The organism is Solemya velum gill symbiont (genome assembly GCF_002020255.1).
Lineage (GTDB): Bacteria > Pseudomonadota > Gammaproteobacteria > Chromatiales > Chromatiaceae.
Genome location: NZ_MPQG01000031.1, coordinates 1 through 6,315, shown reverse-complemented (window position 1 = coordinate 6,315; position 6,315 = coordinate 1). Strand labels below are relative to the sequence as shown.

6 protein-coding genes and 2 pseudogenes are annotated in these 6,315 nt (G+C 50.9%); 7 read left to right on the top strand and 1 reads right to left on the bottom strand.

Translation table 11 applies throughout. The features are described 5' to 3' along the window. Window positions 1-290 (bottom strand): annotated as a pseudogene (locus BOW06_RS12705) (transposase); the annotation flags it as partial. A 63-nt stretch (window positions 291-353) separates the two neighbouring features. Here BOW06_RS12705 and BOW06_RS12700 point away from each other — a divergent pair. From BOW06_RS12700 to BOW06_RS12670, 7 genes and pseudogenes are all read left to right on the top strand, one after another. After that, window positions 354-764: pseudogene (locus BOW06_RS12700) on the top strand (type IV conjugative transfer system coupling protein TraD); the annotation flags it as partial. Then, window positions 757-1,491: a TIGR03747 family integrating conjugative element membrane protein gene (locus BOW06_RS12695; RefSeq protein WP_043116930.1), complete on the top strand. Its 735-nt coding sequence runs from the start codon at window positions 757-759 to the stop codon at window positions 1,489-1,491. The pseudogene BOW06_RS12700 and the gene BOW06_RS12695, both read left to right, overlap by 8 nt. 222 nt (window positions 1,492-1,713) lie before the next feature. After that, window positions 1,714-2,085, top strand: a complete 372-nt coding sequence (locus tag BOW06_RS12690) for a helix-turn-helix transcriptional regulator (RefSeq protein ID WP_078459512.1) — start codon at window positions 1,714-1,716, stop codon at window positions 2,083-2,085. Further along, entirely contained in the window at window positions 2,085-2,999 is a 915-nt protein-coding gene (locus tag BOW06_RS12685; RefSeq protein WP_078454858.1) for a type II toxin-antitoxin system HipA family toxin, read from the top strand. The genes BOW06_RS12690 and BOW06_RS12685 overlap by 1 nt, the downstream gene beginning before the upstream one ends. Window positions 3,000-3,118: 119 nt before the next feature. Continuing rightward, the gene (locus BOW06_RS12680; RefSeq protein WP_043116929.1) at window positions 3,119-4,330 is read left to right on the top strand and encodes an MFS transporter; all 1,212 of its coding nucleotides are present in this window, start codon (window positions 3,119-3,121) and stop codon (window positions 4,328-4,330) included. Between the two features lie 26 nt (window positions 4,331-4,356). Then, a complete protein-coding gene (locus BOW06_RS12675; RefSeq protein WP_043116928.1) occupies window positions 4,357-5,940 on the top strand; it encodes an ABC-F family ATP-binding cassette domain-containing protein in 1,584 nt (527 codons plus the stop codon). Window positions 5,941-6,039: 99 nt separating this feature from the next. Continuing rightward, window positions 6,040-6,234 (top strand): DUF6444 domain-containing protein, encoded by a 195-nt coding sequence (locus BOW06_RS12670; RefSeq protein ID WP_078453690.1) that lies wholly within the window; start codon window positions 6,040-6,042, stop codon window positions 6,232-6,234. The last annotated feature ends 81 nt before the right edge of the window (window positions 6,235-6,315 follow it).

Genomic DNA, 6,315 nt, shown 5'->3' with positions numbered 1-6,315 from the left:
TCGATACAGGCCCTGCGACGCGAGGGGCTCAGAAGTTTCCCTTGGCAGCCTCCGACAGAATCTGCTTATCCAGTGTCAGATCAGAAACGGCCTTGCGCAAACGTTCATTCTCCTTCTGTAGCCGTTTCAGTTCTTTTAACTGGTCAATCCCCATCCCACCGTACTTTTTGCGCCAGCGGTAGTAAGTCTGCTCAGTGATGCCAATTTCGCGGATCGCATCGATGCGGGCAGTGCCTTGTCCAACCAGGTTTCTGGACGATTTCTTCCGGTTTGTGTCGTTTGATTCCCATTTTCGGTCCTCCGTTTTACTCATCATAAGGGTGGACCAACTTATTGGGGGAGGATCACTGGCCACCGCCGAGATGCTGACTGACCAGCTCTCGAGGGTTGAGGTGTTTACCCTGATGAGCGTATCGGGCGTGGACGATTCGTCTGATCCGGGTTCCGGGGTGGATTTCAAATCCCGCAACGAGGATCGTATCAGTGTCTCGGAGGTCCCCATGCTGACACCGGCGGAGCTCGTGGCGTTGCCCAAAGGCCAGGCCTTTGCGTTGTTAGAGGGTGGCCATCTTTGGAAATTGCGCATGCCATTCCCGGATACCCGTGGGGATCAGTCTATGCCAGAGGGTCTTGCGGATATCGCCAACGAGATGGAGAGGACCTATATCACCAACGATCAGTGGTACCGCGTGCAGGAGCCGTGGTGGATGGCGGTGGCCGACGTCTCAAAACCGAGTGAACTGACGGAGGGTGTTGATGGCTGAAGCGGCCACCGATCCGCGGCGAACGGTTGTTCAGCAGGGATTGTTCACCAGAGGTCTGGCAACGATCTCGCAAGCGATCCTGTGGCTGCTTTTCTCCCTGTTGTTTTCGATCATTGTCGAATGGGTGGGGATGGTGATTTGGTGGCCGGAACAAGGCCTCGACCACAGTCGCACAATGCTTGCCAAAGAGATCAGCTATCTGGACACCGACTTCCGCCGCAGTATCGTGACATCAGATCCCGCCCGCTTCGCCAAAGAGGTGGCCGATGGGAGTTATCACTACCTGTTTGAGGTTACGAGAGTTGTGGCTTTTATCCATTGGGTCTCTCCACCGTCGCGACAGGAAGAGCAAGGCATGCGGCCGACATTGCACAAGATCTATTGGCCGCTCGTTGAATTTGTCATTGCGGCCATGCAGGTGACCCAGGTGTTCTCGGTACGCCTGGCTATTCTCAGTTTGGCGACACCGGTGTTCCTGTTGTTTAGTCTGGTGGCTTTGGTTGACGGTCTGGTACAACGGGATCTTCGCCGCTGGGGAGGAGGGCGAGAGAGTTCATTCGTGTACCACTATGCCAAGAAGGCAGTGCTACCACTGGTAGTGATCACCTGGGTTACGTATCTGGCGCTTCCGTTCAGCCTGCATCCTACCTTTATTGTGATTCCATTCGCCGCACTGTTTGCATTTGCTGTAGCAGTGACCGCGAGTACGTTTAAGAAATACCTTTGAAAAACACGGTCGGGATGGAGCAACTTCCCTGATGCAGGTGATCCTGGCCAGGGGCCCATAATATCCTGGAAATGTACACAATTCTGGGTGTTAAATCAAGTTGCGTTCAGAATAATGAACGTAACGATTATTGTCATTTGGGTGGGTTACTGTAGAAATATTGATATAACGTCCATAATTATATACACTATACAGGATAGTGACCATAAAGATGGACGAAACATGAGCAAAACCCAGCTAGATTTGATGGCGCCGATTCCGGTCAGGCGAGCGGTGCGTAAGCTTGGACAGGATATCCGTGATGCCAGGCTCAGGCGGCGTATTTCAACGGCTGTCATGGCTGAACGGGCTTCTATCAGCCGGACAACCCTGAACAAGATAGAAAAGGGCGCCCCCGGCGTTTCGCTGGGTAACTATGCCAATGTGCTCTTTGTCCTGGGTATGGCCGAGCGGTTGGGTGATCTAGCTGATGCCAAGACGGATACGGTGGGTCTTGAACTCGAAGAGGAGCGCTTGCCGCAACGCATCCGCAAGCCGCGCCAGAATAAATCTGGGGGCAAATCGTCCCAGTCTGGACAGAAGAGTAAAGCGTGATGGAAACAGAAGTGTATGTCTATGTGGATATTGCCGGTACGCCGCATCTGGTCGGACGACTGTGGGCGCGCGTGCGCAAAGGTAGGGAAAGCGCCACGTTCGAATATGATTCAGGTTGGCTTGAGTATGCAGATCGTTTCTCCCTGGAACCGGCCCTGACGCTGGGTCCGGGTCCATTCCACACACCTTCAGGTAAGCCCCTGTTCGGTACCATTGGTGACTCTGCCCCCGACCGTTGGGGGCGGGTTTTGATGCGTCGGGCAGAACGGCGACGGGCAGAGCGCGCGGGCGAGACGCCGCGCACCTTGATGGAAATTGACTATCTGCTCATGGTTGATGATGAGACACGACAAGGCGCTCTGCGCTTTGCCAGGCAGGAGGGCGGCCCGTTTCTTGCCGAACATGAAGCCGCTCGCATACCACCCCTGATCGATCTGCCACAATTGCTGTCGGCGGCGGAACATGTCGTTGGTGACACGGATAGCGACGAGGATCTGCGCTTGCTGCTGGCGCCCGGTTCATCATTGGGTGGTGCGCGTCCTAAGGCATCTGTTCGGGACCGGGACGGGCATCTGGCCATCGCCAAGTTTCCACACATGGATGACGAAATCAATACGGTTCTGTGGGAGGCGGTTGCGCTCCGGCTTGCGGCAAAGGCTGGTATCCCCGTGCCCGACTGGCGAATCGAACATGTACTGAACAAGCCGGTGCTGTTGCTGCGCCGGTTCGATAGGGTGCAAGGTCAGCGCATCCCGTTTCTTTCGGCCATGAGTATGCTCGGCGCCAGCGACAACGAGTCACGCAGTTACCTGGAATTTGTCGATTCTCTGCGCCGATATGGCGCCAATCCGAAACAGGATATGCATGAATTGTGGCGACGTATCGTCTTCCTCAATGGGGAGGTTATCGGTTAAGGCGAAAAAGTATCGGCGAAGTGGCCAGGATTAAGAGGCCAATAAAGCGCTAAATAAAATAGCAAATAATGGGAAAAGTATAGGGCGCCCTTGCAGGGCGCTTCAGTACGAGAGGTTTTATGACAAACATAAAGATGTTGAGTTTAATCGGAATTTATCTGGTTATTTTTATTGATAATCTGGGCGCCAGCCTGATTATTCCCATGTTGACGTCCATCGCCCACGATCCTGTGGCCGGGCTGATCAGCGAAGGCTCTGAAGGTTTCCGCAATGGCGTATACGGCGTGGCGCTGGGCGCGTTCTCCATCGCCATGTTTTTTGGCGCGCCATTGCTGGGCGCTTTGTCTGATGTCCTGGGACGGAAGAAGACGCTGCTGCTTTGTCTCAGCGGTCTGGCGATGAGCTATGTCTTGCTGGCGTACGCCCTGGTGTTCAAGAGCCTGTGGCTGTTCATGGCCGGGAGGCTTATTGGCGGTTTCTTTTCCGGTAGTCTGCCCGTCGCGCAGGCCTCTATTATCGATGTCACTGAAGAGAAACAGCGGGCCAGGTACATTGGCTACATCATGTTTTTTGTCTCCCTCGGCTATGTCGTCGGCCCGTTGATCGGCGGTTATCTGAGTGATCCTGTTCTAGTTCCCTGGTTCAATCTGCAGACGCCTTTTATCTTTGTGGCGGCGCTGTCCGTGGTGAATTTGCTGATCCTGCTGCTGGTGTTTCAAGACCAAAAAGCGGACGCCAAGAAGCGTGCGATGACGCTTCCCAACCCAATTGCGAATCTGCTCGACGCAGTCAGAATCAAGGATATCCGCACCTACGCCTTGCTGCTGCTGTTGATGCTGGTGGGCTGGAATACCTTCTTCCAGTTTATCGGTCTTTATCTGACCGGTGGGCTCGGTTTTGCTCAGCAGGAAGTGAGCAACTTCATCTCTTGGACCGGTTTTGGCCTAGCGTTTGCTTTCCTATTCTTAGTTGGCGCTGCGATGAAAGTGCTGAAGCCTCTTAGCATGGTTAGGCTGGCGTTGGTACTGATGGCATTCTGTATAGGTGGAACCCTACTCAACACTAATCCATATATTCTGTATCTACTAGCGGTATTGGGCGCGGTAGGCTTTGGCATGTCATACAGCGGCTTAATGGCACAGCTATCCATTTGCGTTGATGCGAGCAAACAAGGCTTTATCATGGGAATGGCTGCCGCTATCGCCGCTTTCAGCGCTGGCTTCTCCGGTTTTACCTTCGGCTTTGTGGCCAACATCAGTGTCAACGCTCCTATCGTGTCCGCATTATTTTGCATCGGCATGGCGATTACTATCTGCTGCAAGAAACATTAGGGAAGAGATATTCAACAGGGGGAGTTATGACAAGTATCAATGCTCAATCCTTAACTTATCGATTCGACAATGGCGATACGCTGTTTTCCAACCTGAATTTTGCTCTGGACGATAAAATAACCGGACTAGTTGGCAGAAACGGTGTAGGAAAGTCCTTATTGGCATCACTGCTGACAGGGGAAAGAATGCCTTATTCCGGCTCTGTCACCACTTTCTGTCGAGTCGGGTGGCTACGGCAGGATGGCGTGGAGGAAATACCTATTCTGCATGAAACTGTTAGTGACTTTCTTGGAGTTCGGCACAGGTTGGAAGCTTTAACCCGAATTACTGCAGGAGGATGTGATCCTCATGACTTCGAGCTAATCGACGATAATTGGCAACTGCAGGCAAATCTGGAGCAGCAACTACAGGCATTAGGATTACCTGTAGATCCATTTTTACGATGTGATGCTCTGAGCGGCGGTCAGTTAACTCGGTTCGCGCTGTATCAGCTTTTCCAATCTAATTATGACTATCTAATTCTTGATGAACCAGGAAACCATCTGGACGAACAAGGAAAGAATTGGTTAATCGAACAGATGATGAACTTCAATGGCGGTATACTTATCATTAGTCATGATCGTGAGATTTTGGGCAATGTAGATGATATCTTGGAGCTGAATACTCTCGGTATACATCATTACGGCGGTTCCTATGAGGTCTACGCGAAACAGCGCGCCAGTGAGCTAAATAGTTTGGAACGCCACATCGAGCATGTTAATTCAGAGATCAAGCTCATGCGTCAGACCATGCAAAATAATCGGGAAAAAGCTCAACAACGTGCTAGTCAAGGTAAACAGATTGCTCGCTCAGGTAGCCAGGCTAAAGTTATCCTGAATACCTTAAAGCAGAGTGCTGAGAGTTCCTCCGGTTCTCGGGAAAGTAATCAGAACCGTAAATTGCTGCAGATACAGGATCAGCTCAGCACTCTGAATAGGAAACATGAGTTATTTAAACAGCAGAGCCTGCCCTTGGGAAAAGTAGAGAAACGCGCCTTACGTATTTTGGACATCACAGAAGTGCGTCTGCCCTATATTCAACATGAAAACGAAATCACATTTTCTGTTGATTTTGGAGAAAAAATCCACCTATCGGGCAAAAACGGTAGTGGTAAGTCTACCCTATTGAAAGCTATCGCTGGGCGCCTTACTCCCGTCCACGGAAACATTAATGTGCGTGAAGGCCTATGCTATCTAGATCAGCACTTCACGTTACTGGATAACACAAAGTCCGTACTTGAAAACTTGGCTTTTTTTTGCTCACACCTAACGGAAACAAACCTGCGAACGCTGCTGGCAGGTATTGGACTAAAACGAGAGAAAGCAACGCAAGCGGTGGTAAACTTGAGCGGAGGCGAAAGGATGAAAGTCTCCATGTTAGCCATCAGCCATCAATCTGACAACACTCTGCTGTTGTTGGATGAGCCGAATAATCATCTAGATTTAGACTCCCGATTGATGCTAGCTCAAGCTCTGCGTGACTTTAACGGCAGCGTGTTAATTGTTAGCCACGACAAAGACTTTATTGGCGATATAGGCATAAGTAGGGTAATAAGTATAGAAGGTTCGTAACACTTCACCCGCGAAGCATTGACAACAAATTTGTGTGACAGAGTTAACTTGATCCCACATTCGACTTGAGTGATCTTTTTCAGGTGGCGATCTGGAGGTATGAATAAGAAAACATTACCGCCACCGCCAGATTTCGACTCGCCTGAAGAGGCAAGAGATATTATCCATTTTCTGTGGAACAAATTGGCAGAACTTGAAGATCGGCTTAATCCAAATAGCCGTAAATCTTCCGTGCCTTCATCCCAACAAGCTTTGCATAGCAAAGCTAAGAACACTTTGATCCTCCCCCAATAAGTTGGTCCACCCTTATGATGAGTAAAACGGAGGACCGAAAATGGGAATCAAACGACACAAACCGGAAGAAATCGTCCAGAA

Coding starts and splice junctions, on each gene's coding strand:
- BOW06_RS12685 (WP_078454858.1), top strand. CDS start 2,085: ATGGAAACAGAAGTGTATGTCTATGTGGATATTGCCGGTACGCCGCAT.
- BOW06_RS12695 (WP_043116930.1), top strand. CDS start 757: ATGGCTGAAGCGGCCACCGATCCGCGGCGAACGGTTGTTCAGCAGGGA.
- BOW06_RS12675 (WP_043116928.1), top strand. CDS start 4,357: ATGACAAGTATCAATGCTCAATCCTTAACTTATCGATTCGACAATGGC.
- BOW06_RS12690 (WP_078459512.1), top strand. CDS start 1,714: ATGAGCAAAACCCAGCTAGATTTGATGGCGCCGATTCCGGTCAGGCGA.
- BOW06_RS12670 (WP_078453690.1), top strand. CDS start 6,040: ATGAATAAGAAAACATTACCGCCACCGCCAGATTTCGACTCGCCTGAA.
- BOW06_RS12680 (WP_043116929.1), top strand. CDS start 3,119: ATGACAAACATAAAGATGTTGAGTTTAATCGGAATTTATCTGGTTATT.